This is a genomic window from Stenotrophomonas maltophilia (assembly GCF_039555535.1).
Taxonomy (GTDB): Bacteria; Pseudomonadota; Gammaproteobacteria; order Xanthomonadales; family Xanthomonadaceae; genus Stenotrophomonas; species Stenotrophomonas maltophilia_Q.
Genome location: NZ_CP154630.1, coordinates 4,807,259 through 4,830,894, shown reverse-complemented (window position 1 = coordinate 4,830,894; position 23,636 = coordinate 4,807,259). Strand labels below are relative to the sequence as shown.

General features: G+C 67.2%; 21 protein-coding genes. 13 read left to right on the top strand and 8 right to left on the bottom strand.

Annotated features, from left to right (window positions below; genetic code table 11):
* The first annotated feature begins 255 nt into the window (after positions 1-255).
* The 6 genes from rpmH to AASM09_RS22140 all read left to right on the top strand — a co-directional run bounded on the left by rpmH (position 256) and on the right by AASM09_RS22140 (position 8,067).
* Positions 256-396 carry a 50S ribosomal protein L34 gene (gene rpmH / locus AASM09_RS22165; protein ID WP_005411729.1) on the top strand — a complete coding sequence of 47 codons (141 nt, stop codon included), beginning with the start codon at positions 256-258 and terminating at the stop codon, positions 394-396.
* A 5-nt stretch (positions 397-401) separates the two neighbouring features.
* Complete coding sequence (gene rnpA / locus AASM09_RS22160) at positions 402-896, top strand: ribonuclease P protein component (protein WP_080355007.1); 495 nt, start codon at positions 402-404, stop codon at positions 894-896.
* Positions 896-2,611 carry a membrane protein insertase YidC gene (gene yidC, locus AASM09_RS22155; RefSeq protein WP_049429186.1) on the top strand — a complete coding sequence of 572 codons (1,716 nt, stop codon included), beginning with the start codon at positions 896-898 and terminating at the stop codon, positions 2,609-2,611. Before rnpA ends, yidC begins: the two co-directional genes overlap by 1 nt.
* Before the next feature lie 177 nt (positions 2,612-2,788).
* Positions 2,789-5,461, top strand: coding sequence for a polysaccharide deacetylase family protein (locus AASM09_RS22150; protein WP_049429187.1), 2,673 nt, complete (start codon positions 2,789-2,791; stop codon positions 5,459-5,461).
* A 3-nt stretch (positions 5,462-5,464) separates the two neighbouring features.
* Positions 5,465-6,814, top strand: a complete 1,350-nt coding sequence (gene mnmE / locus AASM09_RS22145; RefSeq protein ID WP_049429188.1) for a tRNA uridine-5-carboxymethylaminomethyl(34) synthesis GTPase MnmE — start codon at positions 5,465-5,467, stop codon at positions 6,812-6,814.
* A gap of 137 nt (positions 6,815-6,951) precedes the next feature.
* On the top strand, positions 6,952-8,067 hold the full coding sequence (locus AASM09_RS22140) for a glycerophosphodiester phosphodiesterase (RefSeq protein WP_100443733.1): 1,116 nt from the start codon (positions 6,952-6,954) through the stop codon (positions 8,065-8,067).
* A gap of 140 nt (positions 8,068-8,207) precedes the next feature.
* Here the strand turns inward: AASM09_RS22140 and AASM09_RS22135 are convergent, their stop codons facing one another.
* Both AASM09_RS22135 and AASM09_RS22130 read right to left on the bottom strand, forming a co-directional pair.
* Complete coding sequence (locus AASM09_RS22135) at positions 8,208-8,978, bottom strand: rhomboid family intramembrane serine protease (RefSeq protein WP_049429190.1); 771 nt, start codon at positions 8,976-8,978, stop codon at positions 8,208-8,210.
* Positions 8,979-9,083: 105 nt separating this feature from the next.
* Positions 9,084-10,046: a TerC family protein gene (locus AASM09_RS22130; RefSeq protein ID WP_010487446.1), complete on the bottom strand. Its 963-nt coding sequence runs from the start codon at positions 10,044-10,046 to the stop codon at positions 9,084-9,086.
* 320 nt (positions 10,047-10,366) lie between these two features.
* Between AASM09_RS22130 and AASM09_RS22125 the strand changes: the two genes are divergently transcribed.
* Both AASM09_RS22125 and AASM09_RS22120 read left to right on the top strand, forming a co-directional pair.
* Entirely contained in the window at positions 10,367-11,536 is a 1,170-nt protein-coding gene (locus AASM09_RS22125) for a class I SAM-dependent rRNA methyltransferase (protein ID WP_010487449.1), read from the top strand.
* 138 nt (positions 11,537-11,674) lie between these two features.
* Entirely contained in the window at positions 11,675-12,910 is a 1,236-nt protein-coding gene (locus AASM09_RS22120) for a dipeptidase (RefSeq protein ID WP_049429191.1), read from the top strand.
* A gap of 126 nt (positions 12,911-13,036) precedes the next feature.
* Here AASM09_RS22120 and AASM09_RS22115 read toward each other — a convergent pair whose 3' ends face one another.
* The 3 genes from AASM09_RS22115 to AASM09_RS22105 form a co-directional block, all read right to left on the bottom strand.
* Positions 13,037-14,464 (bottom strand): amino acid permease, encoded by a 1,428-nt coding sequence (locus AASM09_RS22115; protein WP_049429192.1) that lies wholly within the window; start codon positions 14,462-14,464, stop codon positions 13,037-13,039.
* Positions 14,465-14,622: 158 nt separating this feature from the next.
* Positions 14,623-15,042 carry a hypothetical protein gene (locus tag AASM09_RS22110; RefSeq protein ID WP_049429193.1) on the bottom strand — a complete coding sequence of 140 codons (420 nt, stop codon included), beginning with the start codon at positions 15,040-15,042 and terminating at the stop codon, positions 14,623-14,625.
* A 57-nt stretch (positions 15,043-15,099) separates the two neighbouring features.
* A complete protein-coding gene (locus tag AASM09_RS22105) occupies positions 15,100-16,185 on the bottom strand; it encodes an aldo/keto reductase (protein ID WP_197619877.1) in 1,086 nt (361 codons plus the stop codon).
* Positions 16,186-16,282: 97 nt separating this feature from the next.
* On the opposite strand from AASM09_RS22105, the gene AASM09_RS22100 reads away from it, so the two are divergent.
* On the top strand, positions 16,283-17,185 hold the full coding sequence (locus AASM09_RS22100) for a LysR family transcriptional regulator (RefSeq protein WP_049429195.1): 903 nt from the start codon (positions 16,283-16,285) through the stop codon (positions 17,183-17,185).
* A 148-nt stretch (positions 17,186-17,333) separates the two neighbouring features.
* Here the strand turns inward: AASM09_RS22100 and leuE are convergent, their stop codons facing one another.
* Both leuE and AASM09_RS22090 read right to left on the bottom strand, forming a co-directional pair.
* Positions 17,334-17,963, bottom strand: a complete 630-nt coding sequence (leuE, locus tag AASM09_RS22095) for a leucine efflux protein LeuE (RefSeq protein WP_049429196.1) — start codon at positions 17,961-17,963, stop codon at positions 17,334-17,336.
* 14 nt (positions 17,964-17,977) lie between these two features.
* On the bottom strand, positions 17,978-18,949 hold the full coding sequence (locus AASM09_RS22090; RefSeq protein WP_065428073.1) for a LysR family transcriptional regulator: 972 nt from the start codon (positions 18,947-18,949) through the stop codon (positions 17,978-17,980).
* Positions 18,950-19,040: 91 nt separating this feature from the next.
* Between AASM09_RS22090 and AASM09_RS22085 the strand changes: the two genes are divergently transcribed.
* The gene (locus AASM09_RS22085) at positions 19,041-20,048 is read left to right on the top strand and encodes a zinc-binding alcohol dehydrogenase family protein (RefSeq protein ID WP_049429198.1); all 1,008 of its coding nucleotides are present in this window, start codon (positions 19,041-19,043) and stop codon (positions 20,046-20,048) included.
* A gap of 161 nt (positions 20,049-20,209) precedes the next feature.
* On the opposite strand, the gene AASM09_RS22080 is transcribed toward AASM09_RS22085, so the two are convergent.
* On the bottom strand, positions 20,210-20,815 hold the full coding sequence (locus tag AASM09_RS22080) for a glutathione S-transferase family protein (RefSeq protein WP_049429199.1): 606 nt from the start codon (positions 20,813-20,815) through the stop codon (positions 20,210-20,212).
* Between the two features lie 45 nt (positions 20,816-20,860).
* Here AASM09_RS22080 and rmuC point away from each other — a divergent pair, with 45 nt between their 5' ends.
* The 3 genes from rmuC (at position 20,861) to AASM09_RS22065 (ending at position 23,553) form a co-directional block, all read left to right on the top strand.
* Positions 20,861-22,411 (top strand): DNA recombination protein RmuC, encoded by a 1,551-nt coding sequence (rmuC, locus tag AASM09_RS22075; protein ID WP_049429200.1) that lies wholly within the window; start codon positions 20,861-20,863, stop codon positions 22,409-22,411.
* A gap of 71 nt (positions 22,412-22,482) precedes the next feature.
* Positions 22,483-22,881 carry a hypothetical protein gene (locus AASM09_RS22070; protein ID WP_049429201.1) on the top strand — a complete coding sequence of 133 codons (399 nt, stop codon included), beginning with the start codon at positions 22,483-22,485 and terminating at the stop codon, positions 22,879-22,881.
* A gap of 126 nt (positions 22,882-23,007) precedes the next feature.
* Positions 23,008-23,553 carry a glutathione peroxidase gene (locus AASM09_RS22065; protein WP_049429202.1) on the top strand — a complete coding sequence of 182 codons (546 nt, stop codon included), beginning with the start codon at positions 23,008-23,010 and terminating at the stop codon, positions 23,551-23,553.
* The last annotated feature ends 83 nt before the right edge of the window (positions 23,554-23,636 follow it).

Here is a 23,636-nt window from a genome sequence, read left to right as displayed (position 1 = left end):
CAGCAATAATCGTCCGGTGGCCGGGGCATGGACGCGACAAGGCGCCCAAACACAGGCCGGAAAGGGGGGAAATGGATGGCTCAGACTACCACCGAGCGCCCGCCTTCGGAATGCTTGTCCCCTACTTATTCACAAAAACATCCACAGCTATTGCACAGCCCGGTGAATTCGCGTAGCTGCCAGGGGTTGACTTGGGCCGGGGTACCTCTCTAGAATTTCCGGTTCTTTCCGTCCCATTCATACGAGAGGCCCCCAATGGCCACGAAGCGCACCTACCAGCCCAGCAACCTCAAGCGTAAGCGCGACCACGGCTTCCGTGCCCGTATGAAGACCGCTGACGGCCGCAAGATCCTGTCGCGTCGCCGCGCCAAGGGCCGCAAAGTCCTGAGCGCCTGATTGCCATGCCGCACCTCGCGGCAGACGCAATCCCTTCGACAGTGAATACTGCAGACCCGCGCAAGCGATTCCCTCGCTCTGCGCGGGTTCGCACGCGTGCCGAATATTCAACGGTCTTCAACGGCGCCCGCCGTGTGTCCGATCCGCTGATGACCCTGCACTGGCTGCCGGCTGACCGGCCGGCCAGGCTGGGTCTGGCGGTTTCCCGCAAGGTTGATCCGAACGCCGTCGGGCGTAACCGGATCAAGCGCGTCCTGCGCGACATCCTGCGTCAGACACGTACCGACATCCAGCCAGGCGACTTTGTCGTCGTGGCCCGTAGTGCTGCGCGTTCCGCCAGCAACGACGAGATCCGCCAGGCCTTCCTGCGCCTGCTGCGTCGCCTGCGTGCATTGCCCACGCCGGGCGTGGACGGCACAATGCCGCCGCCTGATGGCATCGCAACTCCTTCTTTGACCGAGCCGGCATCGCGTCCCGGCCCCGCCGAGCCTGTCCGCTGATGAACCAGACCCGCGTATTCCTCATTTTTGCCTGGCTGATGGTGGCCGTGCTGCTGTGGATGGAGTGGAGCCGTGAAAAGGCTGCCCCGACCCCGGCACCGACGACCACGTCGGCCCCGACCGCCGCACAGAGTGTTCCGGGCGCGACCCCGGGCGCCATCCCCAGCGCCCAGGTGCCGGGCGCACCGGGCCAGGCGGCCGTGCAGGCCCAGGCCAGCGCCACCCCGGCCAGCCAGCGCGTGACCGTCACCACCGACGTGCTGCGCCTGGTGCTGGACGGCGGCCGCGTGCTGGACGCCGAGCTGCTGCAGTTCCCGCAGACCAAGGACGAGGGCAGCCCGCCGGTCCGCCTGCTGACCGAAGACCCCGCGCATCCGTACAGCGCGATCAGTGGCTGGGCCAGCGAAGACAAGAACACCCCGGTGCCGGGCGCCGATGGCTTCAAGCTGGTCGGTGACACCAAGGACTTCGTGCTGGCCAAGGGCCAGAACGAGCTGCAGATCCCGTTCGTGTGGACCGCCGACAACGGCGTGACCATCAAGCGCACCCTGACCGTCTCGCGCAACGAGTACGCCGTGCGATTCAAGGACGAAGTCAGCAATGCCGGCGCCGCGCCGTGGAACGGCTACGTCTACCGCACCCTGGACCGCACCCCGACCATCCTGTCGCGGAGCATGACCAACCCGGATTCGTTCAGCTTCAACGGTGCCACCTGGTACGACAACGACAAGAAGTACCAGCGTCGTGCGTTCAAGGACTACCTGGAAGACGGCACGCTGAACCAGAACATCACCGGCGGCTGGCTGGCGATGCTGCAGCACCACTTCTTCACCGCCTGGATCCCGCAGAAGGACCAGACCGCGCACTACGTGCTGTCGCAGGTGGCCGGTCGTGACCTGATCGAGGCGCGTGGCCCGGCCTTCACCGTGGCCCCGGGCCAGTCCACCAGTACCGAAGCCCGCCTGTGGGTCGGCCCGAAGCTGGTCAACCTGATCGCCAAGGAAGACGTGCCGGGCCTGGACCGCGTGGTCGACTACAGCCGCTTCTCGATGATGGCGGTGATCGGCCAGGGCCTGTTCTGGGTGCTGAACCAGGTGCACAAGCTGGTCGGCAACTGGGGCTGGGCGATTGTCGGCCTGGTGGTGCTGCTGAAGCTGGTGCTGTACCCGCTGTCGGCCGTGCAGTACAAGAGCGGCGCCAAGATGCGTCGCTTCCAGCCGCGCATCGCGCAGCTGAAGGAACGCTATGGCGATGACCGCCAGAAGTTCCAGACCGCGATGATGGAGCTGTACAAGAAGGAAAAGATCAATCCGATGGGCGGCTGCCTGCCGATCCTCATCCAGATGCCGATCTTCTTCGCTTTGTACTGGGTGCTGGTCGAGTCGGTCGAACTGCGCCAGGCGCCGTGGCTGGGCTGGATCCAGGACCTGACCGCACGCGACCCGTACTTCATCCTGCCGGTCATCAACGTGGCGGTGATGTGGTTCACCCAGAAGCTGACGCCGGCACCGGGCATGGACCCGATGCAGCAGAAGATGATGCAGTTCATGCCGCTGGTGTTCGGCGTCATGATGGCCTTCATGCCGTCCGGCCTGGTGCTGTACTGGGTGGTGAACGGTGGCTTGGGCCTGCTGCAGCAGTGGTGGATGACCAAGCGCCATGGCGGCGAGCCGGTCCCGGCCACCACCGCCCCGGCCCCGGTCAAGAAGAAGTAATCCCGACCGCAGGTCACCTGCTTTGTAGAGTCGACTGTTAGTCGACTGGCGGACGAGCAGTCGACTAACAGTCGACTCTACCGCCCCGATCGACGCGAGAAGCCCGCCGCAAGGCGGGCTTTTCGCATGCGGCGTTAGAATTCCCCGCACACCGTTCCTCCCACTTCCGAGTCCGCCATGCCGCGTGCGTCGTCGTTCCGCCTGTTCCTGCCTTCGCTGCTGCTCACACTGGTCGTTGCCAGCTGCGGTGACAAGGCCGCGAAGGCACCGGCGACCACCCTCACCCAGCCCAGCGCGCAGGCGGCGGCGGCCGCCGATCCGACCGCCGCACCGTTGCTGGCTGCGTTGCAGAAGCAGCTCGACGGGTACCGTCGGATCATCGTGCTGCTGGCTGACGAGGAACAGCAGTCGGCCGCCGACCGCGGCACCTCCACGCGCGTGGGCCAGCAGCTGTTCCACGATGGGCTGGAACAGCGCACGGCGATCGCCGCACAGTTCGATGCGCTGCTGCGTGGTTCCAGCCCTCAGCGCTTCGCCACCCTCGGCACCGTGCTGGACTACATCGAGTCGGCGCCGGAACTGTTCGACGCCGACCGCCTGGCTTTCCGCGAAGTGCTGCGCGATCTGCATGAGCGCGTTGGCACCGACTCTTCGCTGCCGGCGGTGAAGCTGCACCAGCGCATCGGCGAGGACCTGGAAGCGCTCGATGAGATCGAACGCAACTACAACCAGGAACTGACCCGCATCTTCAGCCGCTTCGAGCGCACCCGTGCCATCGAGCTCAAGCGCGAGAAGTGGGAGGACTACATCGCCCACCTGCACAAGGACTACAGCCGCGAAGCGATCCTGCGCGATTATGGCGTGATCGAGCCGTATCCGATGTCGATGAAGGACAGCGACCGCGAGATCTTCGGCCGCGACCTGCCCGCAAAGACCGTGGTGCTGACCTTCGACGATGGCCCGCACAAGGCCTACACCGATGAAGTGGTGGCCATCCTCAAGCGTTACGACGTGCCGGGCGTGTTCTTCGAAGTGGGCCGCAACCTGGGCAAGGTGGAAGCCGATGGCAAGGTCAGTCTCGGCCCGATGGCGAAGATCAGTCGCAACCTGATGGAAGAGGGCTATGCGGTGGGCAACCACAGCCTGACCCACGCCCAGCTCTCGCGCACCACCGGTGATGCGCTGCGCCAGCAGGTGCTGGACACCGACACGCTGCTGAAGGACGTCGACAGCAAGCGTGCACCGCTGTTCCGCTTCCCTTATGGCGCGCGCAACGCCGAAGGCCTGCAGCTGCTCAACGAGGCCGGGCTGAAATCGATCATGTGGAACATCGACTCGATGGACTGGGCCGATCCGGTGCCGGAGTCGATCGTGCAGCGCGTGCTCGACCAGGTGAACAAGGAACAGCGCGGCATCATCCTGTTCCACGACATCCACGATCGTGCGGTGAAGGCGCTGCCGCAGATCCTCGACCGCCTGATTGCCGATGGCTACCAGTTCGCAGGCTGGAACGGCCGCGACTTCACCGTTGCGCGCGCGCGCAAGGGCGACACCGGTGCCGCCACCGTCACCACCGGCTACGAGAAGTCGTGGGCGATCGTGGTCGGCATCGACAACTACGCCAAGTGGCCGAAGCTGGAGTACGCCAGCCATGACGCGCAGGCAGTGGCCGACACATTGACCGGACAGTTCGGCTTCCCGTCCTCGCAGGTGATCGTGCTGAAGAACGAGCAGGCCACCCGCAACAACATCCTGGCCGCCTTCCACGACCGCCTGGCCGATGACCGCACCGGAAAGAACGACCGTGTGTTCGTGTTCTTCGCCGGCCATGGTGCTACCCGCCAGCTCGCCTCCGGGCGCGACCTCGGCTACATCATCCCGGTTGATTCGGACCCGAAGGAATTCGCTACCGACGCCATCGCGATGACCGACATCCAGAACATCGCCGAGAGCATGCAGGCCAAGCATGTGATGTTCGTGATGGATGCCTGCTACAGCGGCCTGGGCCTGACCCGTGGCGGCCCTTCGTCGTCGTCGTTCCTGCGCGAGAACGCACGCCGCAGCGCGCGCCAGATGCTGACCGCCGGCGGTGCCGACCAGCAGGTGGCCGACGCCGGCCCCAATGGCCATTCGGTGTTTACGTGGGTACTGCTGCAGGCGCTGGCCGGCAAGGGCGACCTCAACGGCGATGGCCTGATCACGGGTACCGAACTGGCCGCCTACGTGGCGCCGGCCGTCTCGGCCGTTTCGCACCAGACGCCGGCGTTCGGCAGCCTGCCCGGTTCCCAGGGCGGCGAGTTCGTGTTCCAGGTGCCGGACAGCCAGGAATTCCTCAACGCCGATACGCGCCAGCTGACCGCCGACGCGATCGCACTGAACAACAAGGTTGAAGCCGCCAGCGAAGCCAAGGGCAGCCAGGCACCGGTGACCGTGGCTGACCTGCAGGGCGGCAAAGCCAAGCTGGTGGTGCCCACTGCGGGCCCGGCATCGGATCGCCAGCGCGCGCAGCAGGCCAATGACCGCGGCCTGCTGCTGTACCGCGAGAAGCAGTACGACGAGGCGGTGGCGCAGTTCACCGAGGCGCTGAAGCTTCGCCCGGACTTTGCCCAGGCTGCCAACAACCTCGGCTTCGTCTATTACCGCCAGCAGCGCTACGCTGAAGCCGCACGCTGGCTGGAGAACACGCTGAACATCGATCCCTCGCGCGCCGTGGCCTATCTGAATCTGGGCGATGCCTACTTCAACGCGGGCGACAAGCCCAAGGCGAAGCAGGCCTACACCACTTACCTGGCGCTGCAGCCACAGGGCAGCGGTGCGGCGCAGGCGCGCGCGCAGCTGGAGAAGCTCTGAGCCATGAACGACGCGATCCGCACCGACACCATCGTGGCGATTGCCAGTGCGCCGGGCGCCGGCGGTGTCGGCCTGCTGCGCCTGTCCGGCCCGCGCGCCGCGGTGATCGCCAACGCGCTGGGCGCGCCCGCGCTGCGGCCGCGCCATGCGCACTACGCGCGCCTGCGCGATGCCGACGGCGAGGTCATCGACGATGGCATCGTGCTGTGGTTCCCGGCGCCGAACAGCTTCACCGGCGAGGAAGTGGTGGAACTGCAGGGCCACGGTAGTCCGGTGCTGCTGCAGCAACTGGTCGCGCGCTGCATCGCACTGGGCGCCCGCCAGGCGCGGCCGGGCGAGTTCAGCGAACGCGCCTTCCTCAACGGCAAGCTCGATCTGGCCCAGGCCGAGGCCATCGCCGACCTGATCGCCGCCGGTGACAACCGCGCCGCGCGCGCGGCACGCCGCTCGCTGGATGGCGTGTTCTCGCGCCGCATCGAGGCCGTGGTCGAACAGCTTGTGCTGCTGCGCATCCATGTGGAAGCGGCCATCGACTTCGCTGACGAACCGCTGGATACCCTCGGTGGCGCGCAGGTGCGGCGTGGGCTGGAACAGGCGCGCAGCGATCTGGCCATTCTGCGCCGCGATGCCGAACGCGGCCGTCGCCTCCGCGATGGCCTGCACGCGGTGCTGATCGGTCCGCCGAATGCGGGCAAGAGTTCACTGCTCAACGCGCTGGCCGGTAGCGAGCGCGCCATCGTCACCGACATCGCCGGTACCACCCGCGACACCCTGCGCGAGACCATCCGCCTGGACGGCCTGGAGCTGACCCTGGTCGACACCGCCGGCCTGCGCGACGGCGGTGACGCCATCGAACGCGAAGGCATGCGCCGCGCCCACGTGGAGATCGAGCGTACCGATCTGGCGTTGATCGTCCTGGACGCGCGCGATCCGGCGGCCGGTGAGGCCGCGCTGGGTGATGCCGTAGCGGCGGTGCCGCACAGGGTCTACATCCACAACAAGTCGGACCTGCTGGAAGCGTTGCCGGCGCTGGATGACCCGGACCGCGTGTTCGTTTCGGCCGCGACTGGTGCCGGCCTGGAGGACCTGCATGCGCGTCTGCGCTCGATTGCCTCTGCCGGGGCAGGGGAGCAGGTGGACGGTGAGTTCTCCGCACGCACACGCCACGTGGATGCGATCGAACGCGCACAGGAACACGCACAGCGCGCCGATGGCGAGCTGGCGCACGAACACCTGGAACTGGCCGCCGAGGAGCTGCGCCTGGCGCATGACGCGCTGGGCGAGATCACCGGGCAGATGAGCGCCGATGACCTGTTGGGACGGATCTTCTCCAGTTTCTGCATCGGGAAGTAACTGTAGAGCCGAGCCCATGCTCGGCGGTTCTACCCGTCAGCCGAGCATGGGCTCGGCTCTACAGGTGCACGCTTCCCCCGCCTGTCACATTGCCGCCTCATACTGACGCCCATCACATACCGCTTGGGGAAGTCGCAGTGAAGTCGTGGGGTTGTGCGTTGCTGTTGTCGCTGGCCGTGGCACCATCGGTGGCCATGAGTGCTGAATCCTCCACCCCGGCCGCGCCCAAGGTGTCGGTCTACGGCCATCGCGGCGCAAGCGCGCTGCTGCCCGAGCACACCCTGGCGGCCTACGCCCAGGCCATCGCCGACGGCGCCGACTACATCGAGCCGGACCTGGTGATGACCAGGGACGGGGTGATGGTGGCCCGCCACGAGAACGAGATCAGCGGCACTACCGACGTGGCCTCGCATCCCGAGTTCGCCAGTCGCCGCACCAGCAAGGTCATCGATGGGCAGAAGGTCGATGGCTGGTTCACCGAAGACTTCACCCTGGCCGAGCTGAAGACCCTGTACGCGCGGGAGCGCCTGCCGGAGCTGCGCAGCACCGCCTACGACGGCCAGTTCCGCATCGCCAGCCTGGACGAGATCCTGGCCTTCCTGGTCCAGCAGGCCGGGCGCGCCAACCGCGGCATCGGCCTGGTGCCGGAGATCAAGCACCCGACCTACTTCCAGTCGATCGGCCTGCCGATGGAAGACAAGCTGCTGGCCGCGCTGCGCGGCAACGCCTATACCAACGTCGGCCCGGTCACCATCCAGTCGTTCGAGATCGCCAACCTGCGTTACCTGCGCGGCAAGATCCCGCGTGGCAGCAACATCCGCCTGCTGCAGCTGCTGTGGAAGGGCGATACCCAGCCGGCCGACATCGCCAAGGCTGGTGGAAAGCTGACCTACGCGCAGATGATGACCCCGGCCGGGCTGAAGGACATCGCCGGCTACGCCGACAGCATCGGTCCGGAGTTGCGCTCGATCATTCCGCTGGATGCCAAGGGTGCACTGGGCACGCCGACTTCGCTGGTGCGCGATGCGCATGCGGTGGGGCTGATGGTGATCCCGTATACCTTCCGCCCGGAGAACCATTTCCAGGCCAGCAACCTGCGCAAGGGCGCCGACAACGCGCGCAATGCCGAGGGATCGATCGCCGAAATGCGTGCCTACCTGGCCACCGGCATCGATGCGTTCTTCACCGATGACCCGGCGCTGGGCCGGCAGGCGGTGGATGGAATGGGCGCGGCGGGTAGCGCGGCGGACTGACCCGCGCTGGTCCGCGTGCTCTGGTAGTTGCCAACCTTGGTTGGCATGCAGCAGGAGCGCCGACCAAGGTCGGCCACTACCGGGTCATGAAGATGCCGGATGGGGTCAGAGCCCCTTCGGGGATCCGACCCCGTCACCGATCAACCGCGCGGCTCGTCCGGGCGGCGGAACGGAATCACCACGTAGTCCTGTCCTTCGCGCGGCTGCCACAGCACCGGCACGCGCTGCGGTGACGGCGGCTCCAGCTCGTCGTCGGCCAGCGGCTCGACCTCGTCCTCCTCGTCTTCCCAGCTGTAGCGCTGGCGCGGCGGCAGCGGGTCGGCGTTGCGGAACAGCAGCGCGGCGATGATGCCGGCGAAGGCGCCGCCCATGTGCGACTGCCAGGACACGCCGTCGGCGTGCGGCAGGACGGTCATCAGCATGCCGCCGTAGAACAGCATGCCGATCAGGCCGGTGGCGATTGCCGCGCGGTCGCGGCGCAGCAGGCCCAGGCTGGCCAGCAGGAACATCAGGCCATGGGTCACGCCACTGGCGCCCAGGTGCACGCTGCCGGGGTTGCCCAGCATCCACGCACCGAGGCCCGAGCCCAGCCATAGCAGGGGCAGCGCGCGTACGGTGGCTTTCGGATACACGCTGCCGGCCAGGGTGCCCAGGATCAGGATGGCGATGCTGTTGGCGGCGATATGCTCGACCGAGGCATGCAGCATCGGGCCACCGATGAGGCCGAGCAGGCCCTTCGCTTCCAGTGGCGCCACGGCCCAGGGCCGCCAGTCGAAGGTGCCCTGCAGGGCGAACACGGCCACCAGCATCAGCACGGCGGCCAGGCTGACATTGAACGCCCGCAGGATGCGCGAGCGGTCATTGCGAGGGGCCGGTACGTCGCCGGCGGGCAGGGGCGCGTTGTTGTCCATACCCCAGCAATGGCGGTGAGTGGCGCGAAACCAAGGCCACCGCAGCGGGAGAGTGGAAACGGCCGGCGGGACAATCCCACCGGCCGCGCCGTTCAACGGTCAGGCTCAGGCCTGGCCTTCGCCTTCCTTCGGCGGGTACTTCAGGCTCAGCACCACGGTGGCGGCGATGATCACCGCCACCACGCCCAGCGACACCGGGGTCGGGATCTTGAACAGGTCGATGATCATCATCTTGATGCCGATGAAGCCCAGCACCAGTGCCAGCCCGTACGGCAGCAGGTGGAAGCGGTCGGCCATGCCGGCCAGCAGGAAGAACATCGCGCGCAGGCCCAGCACTGCAAACACGTTGGAGGTGAGCACGATGAACGGGTCGGTGGTGATCGCGAAGATCGCCGGGATGCTGTCCACGGCGAAGATCACGTCGGTGACCGCGATCAGGATCAGCACGGCAAACAGCGGGGTGAACCAGCGCACGCCGTCGCGCTTCACGCTCAGTGCGTTGCCGGCGTAGTCCGGCAGCAGGCGCAGGTGCTTGCGCATCCAGCGCAGCGCGGGATTGGTTTCCAGATCAGGCTCCTGGCCGGCGGCGAACCACATCTTCCAGCCGGTGAACAGCAGGAAGGCGCCGAACACGTAGAGCAGCCAATGGAACTGGCTGATCAGCACGCTGCCAGCGAAGATCATGATCGTACGCAGCACGATCGCACCCAGGATGCCGATGATCAGCACCTTCTGGCGCTGCTCCTCCGGCACCGCGAAGTAGCTCATGATCATCAGGAAGACAAAGATGTTGTCGACCGCCAGCGCCTTCTCGACCAGGTAACCGGTCAGGAATTCGAGGCCGACCTTGTTGGCCACGACCTGGCCGGCGGTCTCATTCAGGTAGTACCAGAGGCCGGCGTTGAACAGCAGGGCCAGCGCGACCCAGCCGATCGACCACCACAGGGCCTCCTTGAAGGTGACCTTGTGCGGTCCACCATGGCGCATCAACACGAGGTCGACCAGCAGGGCGATGACCACCACCGCTGCGAAGCCGCCCCACAACCACACGTTACCGATCGTCTGCATTGGGAATGTCCGTTGGAAAGATGAATGCCAGGCCGGACGGCGAGGATCTGCAACGGAGGATCGGGAGGGGGATCCAGGGACAGAGCTTCGCCAGTACGGCGAAGGTCTCGCTCGCAGTCCCAGTCGGCTGGAACTGCCGTTGCACCGGAGCCTGCGGGCTCGAAATGACGGCGACAACGTCTGGGAGCTACTCCCCTTCTGGCGCCGATTCTGCCGTCTGGGCGGGCTGCCGTCAAATGGGGCCCGGGCGGGGCGGGAACCCCAATGGAGTCAGAGCCCCTGCGGGGATCCGACCCCGGCGGCCGGTTTACAATAGGTGGATGAATACCCCCCTTCCGATTGTCCGCCTCAAGAATGCGTGGCGTTCCAGCCACCCGTGGATCTTCCAGAAACTGGTCGAGAAGCCGACCGTCCGGCCCAAGCCCGGTTCCATCGTCGACGTGGTCGGCATCGATGGTGAGTTCATTGGCCGCGGGTTCTACAACGGGCACTCGCGCATCGCCGTGCGCATCCTCGAAACCGATCAGAACGTGCCGGTCGATGCCGGCTGGTTCTCGCGCAAGATCGCCCAAGCGGTGTCGCTGCGCCGTGAGGTGCTGAAGCTGGACGCGGTGTCCGACGCCTGGCGCGTGGTGCACAGCGAAGGCGACGGCCTGTCCGGCCTGGTGGTCGACCGCTACGGCGACCTGGTGGTGGTCGAGTTCTTCGCCGCCGGCATGTTCCGCCACCGCGAGTGGATCTACGACGCCCTGCGCGAGCAGTTCCCGGGTTGCCGCTTCCACAGCTTCGCCGACGAGCACGTGCAGAAGCAGGAAAGTTTCGACTTCCACGGCAACACCACCACCGAAGCGTCGGTGATCACCGAGTACGGCATCAAGTTCCGCGCCGACCCGGCCGGTGCGCACAAGACCGGCTTCTTCGCCGACCAGCGCGAGAACCGCGAGTGGCTGAGCCAGCAGGTGGAAGGCAAGAGCGTGCTGGACCTGTGCTGCAACACCGGCGGTTTCGCCGTGTATGCGGCGGCGCGTGGCGCTTCGGAAGTGGTCGGCATCGACATCGATGAAGACGTCATCCAGATCGCCAAGGGCAATTCGCGCCTGAACAACGTGCGCCCGAAGTTCGTGCAGTCCGACATCTTCCCGTGGCTGCGCGATGCCGCCAACCGTGGCGAGCAGTACGACGTGGTGATCCTGGACCCGGCGAAGATGACCCGCGACCGCGACCAGGTGATCACTGCGCTGAAGAAGTACCTGGACATGAACAAGCTGGCGCTGGGCGTGGTGAAGCCGGGCGGCCTGTTCGCCACGTTCTCCTGCACCGGCCTGGTGGCCGAGGACCAGTTCCTCGACATGCTGCGCCGCGCGGCCTATTTCTCCGGCCGCACGATCCAGATCCTGAAGGTGGCTGGCGCCGGTCCGGACCATCCGTTCATGGCCCACGTGCAGGAATCGCGTTACCTGAAGGCCGTGTTCTGCCGCGTGGTGGATTGACCGCGGGACGCTGTAGAGCCGAGCCCATGCTCGGCTGATCTGCCTGACAGCCTCAAGATCCGCCGGGCGTGGCCCGGCGCTACCCAATGCGCGGCCGCAGCGCTATGGTCGGGCTCTTCCCAATGCCGGTGAGAGCCCATGCCATCGTTGCGTCGTCTGTCCGTTGTGCTTGCCCTGGCGCTGAGTGCGCCGCTGTCCGCCCATGCCATCGAGTTCAGCGCGCAGGAGCTGGCGCGGGCCAAGGCCCTGCAGCAACGCCTGGTCACCCTCGACAGCCATCTGGATACGCCGGCCAATTTCGGCCGCGCCGGCTTCGACATCGAACAGCGCCACGACCGCAACGCGCTCTCGCAGGTGGACTACCCGCGCATGGTCGAAGGCGCGCTGGACGGCGGTTTCTGGGCGATCTACACCGACCAGGGCGACCGCACCGCCGCCGCCCATCTGGCCGAGCGTGACCACGGCCTGCAGCGGCTGCTGGAGATCCGCGAAATGCTGGCCGCCAATCCCGAGCGTTTCGCGCTGGCATTGACCGCCGATGACGCGGCGCGGATCAAGGCCGCCGGCAAGCGCGTGGTCTACATCAGCATGGAAAATGCCAGCCCGCTGGTGGCTGACCCGAGCCTGCTCTCGTTCTACCACCGCGCCGGCCTGCGCCTGCTCAGCACCGTGCATTTCGCCAACAACGAGTTCGCCGATTCGGCCACCGACCCCAAGGGCGCGGAATGGAAAGGCCTGAGCCCGGCCGGCAAGGACCTGGTGCGGCAAGCGGTGAAGCTGGGCATCGTGATCGACCAGTCGCATGCGTCGGACGCGGTGTTCGATGACCTGCTGGCGATGATGCAGGTGCCGTTCGTGCTCTCGCACAGCTCGGCCAAGGCGATCTACAACCACCCGCGCAACCTCGACGATGCGCGCCTGCGCAAGCTGGCCAAGGCCGGTGGCGTGATCCAGGTGAATGCCTATGGCGGTTACCTGATCGACACCGCGAAGACGCCCGAGCGCAAGCAGGCCGAAGAAGCGCTCAGCAAGCAGCTGGGCGGCTGGGAAGGCATGGGCATCGAGCAGGGTGTGGCTCTGCTCAACGCCGAACAGGCGCTGGACCATGAGCACCCGGTGCGCCATGCCAGCCTGGACGACTTCTTCGCCCACTTCGAGCACATCCTCAAGGTGGTCGGCCCGGAACATGTGGGCATCGGCCTGGACTGGGATGGCGGCGGTGGCCTGAGCGATCTGCCCGATGTCAGCCAGCTGCCGAAGATCACCGCGTGGCTGCTGCGCAAGGGCTATACCGAGCAGCAGATTGCCGGCATCTGGGGCGGCAACCTGCTGCGGGTGATGCGCCAGGCGCAGGAGTACGCCGCTGCTCCGTAGAGTCGAGCGGCGCTCGACTGCGCCTTTGTAGAGTCGAGCCATGCTCGACTGCTTTCGATAGGCACCCCGTGAGCCGAGCATGGCTCGACTCTACAGAGGAGCGCCGGGCCATGCCCGGCGGCCTCCTTACTTCGCGATCAACGCGTGGCGGCGGCTGTACAGCAAGTACAGCACCAGGCCGACCACGTTCCACACCAGGAAGTACAGCTGGGTGGTGTGCGGCAGGCTGATGAACAGGTAGATGCAGCCGAGCGCGGCCAGCGGACCGACCACGAAGGCCAGCGGCGTGCGGAAGGTACGCGCACGGTCGGGTTCGCGCAGGCGCAGCACCACCAGGCAGATGCCCACCGCGGTGAACGCGGCCAGGGTGCCGGCGTTGGCCAGTGCCGCGATCTCGTCCAGGCGCGCCACGCCGGCCAGCGCCGACACCACCACGGCGGTAAACAGCGTGGTCGCCACCGGTGTGCCGGTGCGGGCGTTGACCTTGGACAGGCCACGCGGCAGCAGGCCATCGCGGCTCATCACGAAGAAGATGCGGCTCTGGCCGTACAGGAAGGCCAGCAGCACGGTCGGCAGCGCGATGATCGCGATCACGCCGATCACCATTGCCGCGGTCGGATGGCCGAGCTGGCGCATGATCAGCGCCAGCGGCTCGGCACTGTGGCCGAACACGGCGTAGCTCATCGCACCAACGGCGGCGAGCGCGACCAGCACGTAGACGATGGTGCAACCGATCATCGAACCGATGATGCCGATCGAAAGGTCGCGGCCCGGGTTCTTGGTTTCCTCCGCAGCAGTGGAGATCGCATCGAAGCCGTAGAAGGCGAAGAAGATGATTGCCGCTGCCGCCATCACGCCGTGCTCGACGCCATCGGGGCCCATCGACTTGGCGAAGCCGTACGGCATGAACGGCTGCAGGTTGTTGCTGTCGAAGGCGGGCAGGGCCACCGCCACGAAGATGGCCAGCGCGATCAGCTTGAACACCACCAGGATGGCGTTGAGGGTGGCGCTTTCCTTGGTGCCGGCCATCAGCATACCGGCTACCAGCCAGGTGATGATGATCGCCGGCAGGTTGATCATGCCGCCTTCCACGTGCGGGCCGGCGGCCAGCCAGGCCGGCAGGTGCACGTTCCAGCCGAACTGGGTGTGGACCCATTCGAGGAAGCCGACGAAGTAGCCGGACCAGCCCACCGCCACCGTACTCACCACCAGCGAGTACTCCAGGATCAGGCTCCAGCCCACCACCCAGGCGAATACCTCGCCCAGCGCGCTGTAGCTGTAGGTGTAGGCACTGCCGGCGGCCGGCATCATCGTCGACAGTTCGGCGTAGGACAGTGCCGCGCAGGCGCAGACCGCACCGGCAATCGCGAAGGAGATCAGAACGGCCGGGCCGGCCAGGTTGGCACCAACGCCGATCAGCGTGTAGATGCCGGTACCGACGATGGCGCCGATGCCCAGCGCGATCAGGTGCGGCCAGCTGAGCGTCGGGATCAGGCGCCTGCCGGCTTCGTGGACGGTGACGGAATCTAGGGACTTGCGCCGGAACAGGGACATGCAGGCCTCGGAAGGGGTGACTAAGAACGACAAGTCCCCGAGTGTGACCGAACGCAGCGCAGCATTACCACTGACGCGGGTCATACCCGACACGCCGCGCGCTGCACCGCGAGCAGGCTGCCGGAATCGGCATAAAGGGCCGTAAGCCCGGTACCGCCTCAGGGGGGGCTGGGCCAGTGGCAGCCGTCTTCCTGCCAGGCTTCGGGGTCGTCGTGGAAGGTGGTGCTGCGGCCGTCGCGGGCGCGTTCGTAGCGCAGATCCAGCACCAGGGCACCCTGCGTGCTCAGCAGGTAACGGCCGTTGAGGCGGCCATCGACATGCTCTTCCCAGACGCTGTCGAACTGGTAGGGGCGATCTTCGGCCAGCACCGTGGTCTCCATCGAAACCCGGCGCAGCGGCAGGCGATCGCGGTGGCCCGCGTAGCGCACGTCGGACTGGCCGTCCTCCAGCCAGCGCCATTCCAGGTGGATGCTGTCATTGCGACCACCGGTCAGGCAGCGATGGTCCTGCACGGTGGTGCCAGAGGCGGTGCCGGCGAGCAGCAGCAAGGGCAGGGTACAGCGAGCCAACCGGGCCATCCACGCGCGTCCATTCGGCAGGGAAGGCCAGCATAGCGCGCCCTCCCTGCCAGGGCCTCAGCGCCCGCGGGCGCGCAGACGGGTGCCGCCGCTCATCAGCATTCTTGGCAATGGCATCTGCAGGAAATCGTGTGGGAACGAAGGCGCCACCGCACTGATCGCATCAAGACGAGCCAGGGCATCGGCCGGCAGCACCAGTTGCAGCGCGGCCAGGTTGTGCTCGAACTGCGCAAGGGTACGGGCGCCGATGATCGGCAGCGCGCCGGTACCGGGGCGCTGCAGCAACCAGGCCAGTGCCACCTGCGCAGGCGAATGCGAAAGAGCGGCGGCGATCAACCCGACTTCCTCGGCAATCTGCAGCGAACGTGGGGTCAATGCACCATTGATCAGGGCGACATTGCGGCGTGAGCCACCCGGTGAGGCATCGAGGGCATCGCCCTGGGCCAGGTCGGCGGCGCTGTATTTGCCGGTCAGCACGCCACTGCCCAGCGGCGACCACGCCACCACGCCCAACCCAAGCGTATCGGCCATCGGCAGCAGTTCGTGCTCGACGCTGCGCTGGATCAGGCTGTACTCGATCTGCAGCGCCACCAACGGTGCCCAGCCGCGCAGGTCGGCCAGGGTCTGCATGCGCGCGATCTGCCAGGCCGGCGTGTCCGAGATGCCGGCGTAGAGCACCTTGCCGCTGCGGACCAGGTCGTCGAAGCCGCGCATCACCTCGTCCACGCCGGTGGTGTCGTCCCAGGCATGCAGGTACAGCAGGTCCAGGTAGTCGGTACCCAGCCGGCGCAGGCTGTCCTCCACCGAGCGCAGCATGCTCTTGCGGTGGTTGCCGGCATTGTTCGGGTCGCCGGGTACGGTGGCCAGCGTGTACTTGCTGGCGATCACCAGCCGGTCGCGCTGGCCCTGGGCGAAGCGTCCGAGCAGGGTCTCGGCGCTGCCATTGGTGTAGTTGTTCGCGGTATCGATGAAATTGCCGCCGCGTTCGACGTAGCTGTCGAAGATGCGGCGGGCCTCGGCTTCGTCCGCGCCCCAGCCCCAGTCGGCACCGAAGGTCATCGTACCCAGTGCCAACGGGCTGACGCGAAGGCCGGAGCGGCCAAGCAGGCGGTAGTGGTCCAGCGACATGTGGGGCTCTCTCACAGGAAGGCGGCTGCACCGCCGGGAGCCACAGCATCCGTCGCCCGATCCTGTGGATAAACTGGAAGGAACCGGACTCACCATGAAGAGTGGCTTCACAATGGATCCCTCCGCACCGTTGTCGGCGGTGGTTGCCTTCGTCCACGTCGCCGACCATGCCAGCTTTACCCGCGCCGCCGATGCGCTGGGGGTCTCCACCTCGGCGCTGTCGCAGAGCGTGCGCGCGCTGGAAGCGCGGATGGGCGTGCGCCTGCTGCAGCGGACGACGCGCCGGGTTGGCCTGACCGAACACGGTGCGCGCTTCCTCGCACATGTACGCGGCGGGCTGGCACAGATCGAATCGGCGTTCGCCGATCTCGACAGCGTGCGCGCGGTCCCGGCCGGGAAGCTGCGCATCACCCTGCCACGCATCGTTGCCGAGCGCCGGGTGCTGCCCACACTGCCTGCGTTCCTGGCGCGCTACCCGCAGGTGGAGGTGGAACTGTGCGTCGAGCCGGCGCTGACCGATCTGGTGGCTGAGGGCTTCGATGCTGGCATCCGCCTGGGTGAATCACTGGCGCGCGGCATGATCGCGGTGCCGATCGGGCCGCCGGAGCGACAGGTGGTGGTGGCCACGCCGGATTACTTCGCGCGGCATGGCATCCCGGCCAGCCCGCATGATCTGCAGGGGTATCCGTGCATCGTCCACCGTCGTGCCAATGGCCGGTTGATGCCGTGGGAGTTCAGCCGGGATGGCCACGATCTGGAGGTGGACGTGACCGGCCGCCTGGTGTTCAACGATGCCGAACTGGCCTACGCCGCCGTGCTGGCCGGGCTGGGCATGGCACAGGGGTTCGCCTCGCTGGTAGCCGATGATCTGGTGGCCGGGCGCCTGCAGGCGGTGCTGGACGACTGGCAGCCGCCCTTTGCCGGCTTTCATCTGTACTACCCGGCACGCGAGCACATGGCACCGAAACTGCGGGTGTTCATCGACCATCTGCGTGCCGAAATGCACGGCCGGTAGAGGACAACCCTGGTTGGCAGACGGCCTCTGGGACCATGAACGCCGGTGGCGCCAGCGCCACCAAGGCCGGCGACTACCGGATCCCGCGCTCTGGTAGAGGCCAACCTTGGTTGGTCGACGCGGCGTCAGAGCCTGCTCGACGGCGGTATCAGCCGTTCAACCCCAGCCGGATGCCGAACCCCACCAGGAACAGGCCGGCCACCCGGCGCAGCGCATCGCTGATGCGCGGATGCTGGATCAACCGGCGGCGGGCCAGGTTGCCGACCCCGATCAGCATCGAGCAGTAGGCGATGCTGACCACCAGGATGATGCCGGCCAGCGCGGCGAAGGTGGCGATGCCCTGGTGTGCCTTGGGATCGATGAACAACGGCAGGAAGGCCATGTAGAACAGGATTGCCTTCGGGTTGAGCAGGCTGACCAGGATCGCCTGCTGGAAGTAGCGGCCGGGCTGCATGCGGATCGGACCGGCGTCGCCGCCCTCGTGCCTGGGCGTGCGCAGCAGGCTGATGCCCACCCACACCAGGTAGGCCGCACCCAGGTACTGCACGGCATGGAACACCAGCGGATTGGCTTTGAGCAGCGCAGCCACGCCGGCCAGCGCCAGCCACATCAGGATCTGGTCACCGACCAGCAGGCCGGCCAGTGCCGTGTAGCCACCGCGCACGCCGCCTCGGCCGGTGGCGGTCAGCAGGGTGAAGGTGCCGGGGCCGGGCAGGGCGAGGAACACCAGCACGGCGACCAGAAACGTCCACAGGTCCTGGATGCCCATCCACGGCATGGCGGTGTTCTCTTTTACGGAGGGCCGTCATTGTCGGCCAGCACCGGGGCGGGCGACAGGGGGCTGGTGAGTCCATCGGGCATGCCAGACAGCAGCGGTTGCAGGTGCTGGCGCAGCTGCGCGTGCAGCTGCCGCACCGCCGGCGAGAACTGCTTGCGATGCGGGCACACCAGCTGCAGCGGAATGTGGCTGCCAACGCCATCGAGCAGCAGCTGCAGGCGGCCGGCCAGCACGTCTTCGCGCAGGTCCAGCCAGGATTTGTAGGTGATGCCTTCGCCGGCCACCGCCCAGCGCCGCACCACGTCGGCGTCGTCGCAGACCAGCGGGCCGCGCACCGGGATCACGGTGCGGCGCCCGTCGACCTCGAACGACCAGCGATCGTAGGCGCGGCCACTGAGCTGGTAGACCAGGCAATCGTGCTCGCGCAGTTCGTCCAGGCGCACGGGCGTGCCCCGTCGCCGCAGGTAATCGGGCGAAGCCGCGAGTACACGGCGGTTGCCTTCGAGCAGGGGCAGGGCCACGTAGTTGGCGTCGTCGAAGTGGCCGATGCGGATTGCCACATCGACCGGATCGCGGAACACGTCAGCTACCTCATCGGACAGCTGCAGGTGCAGGCGCAGCCGTGGATGGGCGGCTCGGAACGCGGTCAGCCACGGCAGCAGCAGGTTGCGACCGAAGTCCGATGGCGCCGACAGCTGCAGCGTGCCGTGCAGTTCGGCGTCCTCGCCCTGCACGCGGGCCCGACCTTCGCGCAGGGTAGCCAGCACCTCCTGCGCATACGGCAGGTACAGCGCGCCCTCACCGGTCAGGCGCAGGCTGCGGGTGGTGCGCACGAACAGGCGCAGGTCCAGTTCGCGCTCCAGCCGCGCCACGGCGGCAGCGACCTGGCCGGGCAACAGGTCGGCCTCGCGCGCGGCCTGCGAGAAGCTGCCCAGTGCGGCCGTGCGGACGAACAACTGCAGATCGTCGAAGCGGATCATCTTCATTGCCAGAGTGAAAGTGCTGCCCGATTCTGCGCCTTTCTGAGCGGCCTTGCGCGGCGCAACCTGTCCACTCCTTCCCCACTGGACCGCTGCCATGCGCGCCATTGCCTACACCCACGCCGGCCTGCCGATCGACGACGCCCGGGCCCTGATCGACATCGAACTGGAACTGCCGCAGCCTGGCCCCCGCGACCTGCGGGTGGCGGTGCGCGCGGTGGCGGTGAACCCGGTCGACACCAAGGTCCGCCGCGGCGTGGCCACCGATGGCCCGCGCGTGCTGGGCTGGGATGCGGTCGGCATCGTCGACGCCGTGGGCAGCGAAGTGACCCTGTTCCAGCCCGGCGATGCGGTCTACTACGCCGGCGTGATCGACCGGCCGGGCAGCAATGCCGAATACCAGCTGGTGGACGAGCGCAGCGTCGGTCGCAAGCCGGCCAGCCTCGGTGATGCGGCCGCCGCGGCATTGCCGCTGACTGCGATCACCGCCTGGGAGCTGCTGTTCGACCGCCTGCGTATTCCCGAGGGTGGTGGCGAGGGCCAGACCCTGCTGGTGATCGGTGCCGCCGGTGGCGTCGGCTCGATCCTGGTGCAGCTGGCGCGGAAGCTGACGAAACTGACGGTGATTGGCACCGCATCGCGCCCGGACACCCAGGACTGGGTGTATGCGATGGGCGCGCACCACGTGATCGACCACAGCCAGCCGCTGGCCGAAGGCCTGGCACGGCTGGGCATCAGCGAGGTGCAGCATGTGGCCAGCCTGACCCATTCCGACCAGCACTACGCGCAGATCGTCGAACTGCTGGCGCCGCAGGGCCAGTTCGGCCTGATCGATGACCCGGGCCAGGTGGATGTGATGGCGCTCAAGCGCAAGGCGCTGTCGCTGCACTGGGAATCGATGTTCACCCGCCCGCTGTACAGGACCGCGGACATGCAGCGCCAGCATGAGCTGTTGAACCGGGTGGCCGAGCTGATCGATGCAGGCGTGCTGCAGACCACGCTCGGTGAGCACTTCGGGCGCATCGACGCGGCCAACCTGCGGCGCGCGCACGCGCTGCTGGAAAGCCACCGCGCCAAGGGCAAGATCGTGCTGGAAGGCTGGTAAGGCCCGGTTTTTCCTGTAGAGCCGAGCCCACGCTCGGCTGCCGTCAGCGCACGCCGCTCAGCCGAGCATGGGCTCGGCTCTACAGAGATTCATCCACGAATGGCATGGATCCACCGTGTCGACCCAGGTCGACACCTGCCAACAGCGACCGGCACCTCCCCTCAGGCTACGCCGTTGTCGACATGGGCGGTGAAGCCCGGTTGCTGGCGCAGGCGTTCGAACCACGCCGCGAGGTGTGACAGCACGGGCTTGTGGCCCGGTGTGCTGCGCCAGCGCTGGGTCGACAGCCCCAGCACGACATCAGCGAGGGTGAAGGTGCTGCCCGCCACGTAGCCATCGGTGGCGGCCAGCTGTGCATCAAGCACCCCCATCAGCCGGTTCCACTGCGCCAGGCTGGCCTCGGCGCGGGCGTCATCCGGGTAGTCCGGGTGTTGCCGTACCCGCGCCATGAACACGTGGCGCCAGGCACTGTTGAGGTCGCTGGCCTGCCAGTCCATCCACTGCTCCACCCGCGCACGGGCCTGCGCCGCAGCAGGCAGCAGGTCGTCACGGCCGGCGAGCACGGCCAGGTACCGGCAGATGCTGTTGGACTCCCACAGCACGAAGTCGCCATCGCGCAGCACCGGTACCTGCCGGTTCGGATTCAGTGTGGCCACCAGGTCTGCCGGTGGCGCAGGCTCGTGGTGCAGGGGCAGATCCAGCCCCGCGCACAGCCACAGCACCTTGCGCACATTGATGGAGGTTGGCTTTCCGTACAGAGCGAGCATGGTTCCGGCGCAGCAGCTGAGACTCCGCCAGCCTACACTTGTGCCATGCAAACCGAATATCTGCTCATCGGCGGCCTTCTATTGGCCGTGCTCATCCTGCAGCTGGTCGCCCTGCTGCGCCGTCCACCGCATGACCGCCTGGAACAGGCGGTGCGCGAGGAGGCACGCGCCGGGCGCAGCGAACTGCGCGAACAGCTCGATGGTTTTGCCCGCGCGCTGACCGACCTCTCCACCCGCACCGACCAGCGCCTGGACCTGCTGCGCGAAGCCTTGGGCGAAGACGCCCGCAAGGCGCGCGCCGAAGCCGCCGACAGCCAGCAGCGCGGCGCCGCGTTGATGGGACAGCGCCTGCAGGAACTGCGCGGCCAGCTGGAAACCTTCGGCCAGCAGCAGGAAGCGCGCATCCACGCGTTCGGCCAGCAGCTGCAGGAGCTCACCGGGCGCACCGACACCCAGCTTGGCGCGCTGCGGCAGACATTGGTGGACGATGCGCGCAAGGGCCGTGAGGAAGGTGCGCAGTCGCAGCAGCGCCTGACCGAAAGCCTGGGCCTGCGCCTGCAGGAACTGACCCAGCGCAACGAACAGCGCATTGCCGAAATGCGCGCCACGCTGGAAGAACAGTTGCGCGCGCTGCAGAACGACAACGCACAGAAGCTGGAGCAGATGCGCCACACGGTGGACGAGAAGCTGCAGTCGACGCTGGAAACGCGCCTGGGCAACTCTTTCAAGCTGGTGTCCGAGCGACTGGAGCAGGTGCAGCGTGGCCTCGGCGAGATGCAGCAGCTGGCCACCGGCGTCGGCGATCTCAAGCGTGTGCTGACCAACGTCAAGAACCGTGGCAGCTGGGGTGAAGTGCAGCTGGAGAACATCCTCGAGCAGACGCTCACCCAGGAGCAGTACGCACGTGCGGTGAAGGTGCGGCCGGACAGCGGTGAAATGGTCGACATTGCCGTACGCCTGCCGGGGCGCAGCAGCGATGACACGCCCGTGTGGCTGCCGATCGACTCCAAGTTCCCGCGCGAGGACTACGAACGGCTGCTGGATGCGCAGGACCAGGGGGACGCAGAGGGCGTGCGCCTGCAGGGCATCCAGCTGGAGCGCGCGGTGCGCGTGCAGGCCAAGTCGATCTGCGACAAGTACATCGCGCCGCCGCACACCACCGATTTCGCGGTGATGTTCCTGCCCACCGAAGGCCTGTACGCCGAAGTGATCCGGCGCCCGGGCCTGGTCGACCTGTTGCAGCGCGAGCATCGCGTGGTGGTGGCCGGGCCGACCACCGTCACTGCCCTGCTCAACAGCTTGCAGATGGGCTTCCGAACGTTGGCCATCGAGCAGCGCTCCAGCGAAGTGTGGAGCCTGCTGGGTGCGGTGAAGAGTGAGTTCGGCAAGTTCGCCGGCATCCTGGAAAAGGCCGAGAAGCAGATCACCACGGTCGGCCGCAGCATCGGCGAGGCCAGCCGCAAGACGCGCACCATCGAACGACGCCTGCGTGGCGTGGAATCGTTGGCGTCCGAACAGGCGCAGTCGCTGCTGGGTGATCTGGCCGAGGGCGATGGGGCCGGCGAGGACGAAGGCAACGACGGCGACGAGGCCTGAGCCACGCTGACACGCCGCCTGCATCGCCGATGCGTATGCTGGCGGCCTGTCCGCTTCGATCAGGTACCGCCATGCGCCTGCGCCTCTGCTCCAGCCTTGTCTTGACCGCACTGCTTGCCGCCTGCAGCAGTGCGCCGCCGGCCGTGGACGTGGCGGCGCAGACCGGCACTGCGGCCAGCCCCGAAGCCGCCGAGGCCTACCAGGAGGCACGCGACGTCGACTGCCAGGCGGCCGGTGGCACCCTGCAGCGGCTGGGCCGGCTGCAGCGCGAGCAGTGCGTGATTCCCTACGCCGATGCCGGCAAGGCCTGCAGTCGCAAGAGCGACTGCACGGGCCAATGCCTGGCCAGCGGCGAGGTGGCCGCTGGCAGCGTCGCCACCGGTACCTGCCAGCGCGATGCCAGCCAGAACTTCGGCTGCCGCCAGCGCATCGAGGACGGCAAGGCGCAGGGCACGATCTGCGTGGATTGAATCCTGCCTGTAGAGCCGAGCCCACGCTCGGCTGCTGTGGCATCAGCCGAGCGTGGGCCCGGCTCTACAACCGCGTGCGCGGCGCTATGCTGGTGGGCCATTCCCCGCCGTAGCCGGAGCCCCCGCGTGAGCACCCCGATCCAGGACATTTCCCTCACCACCATCGACGGCCAGCCGTCCTCGCTTGCCGACTACCAGGGCAAGGTGCTGCTGCTGGTCAACGTCGCCTCCAAGTGCGGCCTGACCCCGCAATACGAAGGCCTGCAGGCGCTGTATGCGGAAAAGCACGCGCAGGGCCTGGAAGTGCTGGGCTTCCCCGCCAACAACTTCCTCGGCCAGGAGCCGGGCAGCGAGGCGGAAATCCAGCAGTTCTGCCAGCTCACCTACGACGTCAGCTTCCCGATGTTCTCCAAGATCAGCGTGGCCGGTGACGACACCCACCCGCTGTACCAGCAGCTGATCGCCGCTCAGCCGCAGTCGATCGGTGAAGGTCCGTTGCGCGAGCGCCTGGCCAGCAAGGAGATCCCGATCCACGCAGCACCGGCGGTGCTGTGGAACTTCGAGAAGTTCCTGGTTGGCCGCGACGGCAAGGTCCTCGCGCGCTTTGCTCCGGACGTGGCGGCCGATGACGCGCGCCTGCGCGAAGCCATCGAGGCCGCCCTGGCGGCCTGATCGGCCGGGGCCGGATCCCTTTCCACGGGAAAGGGCTCCGACCCACCCCGAAGCGCCAAAGAAAAACCCCGCCGAGGCGGGGT